The organism is Kitasatospora sp. NPDC007106, from assembly GCF_040634455.1.
Classification (GTDB): Bacteria; Actinomycetota; Actinomycetes; order Streptomycetales; family Streptomycetaceae; genus Kitasatospora; species Kitasatospora arboriphila.
Genome location: NZ_JBEYFP010000858.1, coordinates 1 through 2,396, shown reverse-complemented (window position 1 = coordinate 2,396; position 2,396 = coordinate 1). Strand labels below are relative to the sequence as shown.

Annotated in this window: 2 protein-coding genes; one reads left to right on the top strand and one right to left on the bottom strand. The window is 72.5% G+C overall.

Annotation, left to right across the window (positions count from 1 at the left end):
* Window positions 1–1,367 (bottom strand): MFS transporter (locus ABZ641_RS33300; RefSeq protein WP_359987948.1); only part of this gene is annotated, 1,367 nt, incomplete at its 3' end.
* A gap of 301 nt (window positions 1,368–1,668) precedes the next feature.
* Between ABZ641_RS33300 and ABZ641_RS33295 the strand changes: the two genes are divergently transcribed.
* Window positions 1,669–2,247 carry a helix-turn-helix domain-containing protein gene (locus tag ABZ641_RS33295; protein WP_359987946.1) on the top strand — a complete coding sequence of 193 codons (579 nt, stop codon included), beginning with the start codon at window positions 1,669–1,671 and terminating at the stop codon, window positions 2,245–2,247.
* Window positions 2,248–2,396: the final 149 nt, after the last annotated feature.

Here is a 2,396-nt window from a genome sequence, read left to right as displayed (position 1 = left end):
CTGCGCCGGGTCGGCACCGCGAGCGCCGCGACCGCGGCCGCCAGGCAGAACACCGCCAGCAGGGTGAACCCGTGGGTGTAGCCGGCCTCGTAGGGGCGGCCGCTCGCCTGCAGGTGGCCGGTCACCAGTCCGGTCATCAGGGCCGCGCCCATCGAGCCGCCGATGGTGCGGATGTTCGCGTTCATGCCGGTCGCCGCGCCGGTCTGCTCGGGCGGCACGCTCTGCACGACCAGGTTGCTCATCGAGGCGAAGGCCAGGCCGATGCCGAGTCCGAAGACTCCCGCGGCGAGGGCGACGTCCGAGGGCGCCTGGTGCCGGACGGCGAGCAGCGCACAGGCGGCGGCGCCGAGCAGGGCCCCGGTGACGAGCTGCGCCTTGGCAGGGAAGCGTCCGGCCAGCCGGCCACTGAGGAGCCCGGAGACGAACATCGCGACCAGCATCGGCAGCATCAGCAGCCCGGCGCCGGTGACGCTGGAGCCGAATCCGTAGCCGGCGGAGGCCGGGGTCTGGACGAAGCCGGGGAGGAAGGCCCACACCGCGTACATGCCGCCGCCGAAGAGCAGCGCCGCGGCGTTGGTGGTCCGGACGGCGGGCAGCCGCATCACACGCATGTCGATCAGCGGGTTCCGGGAGCGGGTCTCGCCGACGGCCCAGAGCGCGAAGAGGACGGCGGCGGCGACGAGCAGGCCGATCACCGGGGTGGAGCCCCAGCCCCACTTCGCCGCCTGGCTGACGGGGAGCAGCAGGGCGACCAGCCAGCCGGAGAGCAGCACCGAGGACAGCCAGTTGACGCTGCCTTCGCTGCGGTGCGGCGACTCGGGGACGTAGCGGTGGGCGAGCAGGGCCGTGGCGGCGACGACGATGACGGGGAACCAGAACAGCCAGCGGTAGTCCAGGGCGCCGACGATCGGGCCGGCCAGGACCATGCCGAGGCCGCTGCCGACCGCGATCACGGCGGACAGGTTGCTGATGCCGGCGGGCACCCGGCCGGCCGGGAACTCGTCGCGGATGATGCCGAAGGAGAGCGGGAAGAGCGCACCGGCGATGCCCTGGAGCACGCGGGCGACGATCAGCACGGTGATGTTCGGGGCGAGGGCGGCGACCAGGCAGCCGATCAGCAGGGCGACGAGGGCCGCGACCAGCGTGCGCTTCTTGCCGACCATGTCGCCGACCCGGCCGAGGATCGGCGTGAAGACGGAGGCGGAGAGCAGGTAGGCGGTCATCACCCAGGTGACCGTGGACTGCGAGGTGTGCATCGCGGACTGGACGATCGGCAGCGCGGGCGTGATCAGCGACTGGAGCAGCGCGAACACACCGGCACCGGTGGCGAGGACGCCGAAGGTGAGGCGATGGGACTGGCGGTTCATCGAACCTTCTCGGGACTCGGGGACTCGGACGTCGTGGCGCGGGGTACTGCGGTGCGACGACCACGGGAACGGCTGTGGGTACGGCCGCGGGAACGGACGTGCAAGTACGGACGTGCAAGTGCGGATATGCGGTACGGACGTGCCGTACGGCGGCGTGCGGGCGGCCGACAGGACACGGGACGGGGACGGCCGGCCGTTGACGGCAGGCCGAAGCGGAGGCCCCGGTGCTAAAGTCGAGGCATGCCTCCACATTAGCGGAGGTACCCCTCCGGTTCAATCCGGGCGTCGAAACGAGGTCACCGTGCCGGACCAGATCGTGGTGAGCGAGTTCCTCGCCGCCCAGCGCCCGCGCCGGGCCGACGCCGCGCGGAACTTCGACGCGCTGCTCGTGGCCGCCCGCGAGGCCTTCGCCGAACACGGCGCCGACGCCTCCCTGGAGGACATCGCCCGCCGGGCCGGGGTCGGCATCGGCACCCTCTACCGCAACTTCCCCACCCGCCGGCACCTCTTCGAGGCGGTGTACGCCAACGAGGTCGACGACCTCGGACGGGTCGCCGCCGAGGTCTCCGGCGAACCGCCGTGGCAGGCCCTGGCCGCCTGGCTGCGCCGCTTCGTCGACTACGCCATGACCAAGCGCGCGATCCGCGAAGCACTCGAGGGCGAGGAGACCGACGTCTTCCTGGCCTGCCGCCAGTCCATGTACGACGCCGGCACGCCCCTGCTGCTGCGGGCCCAGGAGGCCGGCGAGGTGCGCACGGACATGAGCATCGACGACCTGCTGCGCCTGGTCTCCGGCATCACCTCGGTGGCGTTCCCCGACGCGGAGCAGCGCGACAGGGTGCTCGGCATCGCCCTGGACGGCGTCCGCACCAAGGCCTGAGCCGCACCGGTCCCCGAGCCGGTCCGCGGGCCGGTCCTTCACCTCCGGACCGGCGGGCGGCGCCCCGCGGGTGAAGAACACCAACGAGGACAAGGCGGAGACGCTGCTCGACGAGGTCCTCGCCTCCTAAGCGGCTTCGCAACGCCCAG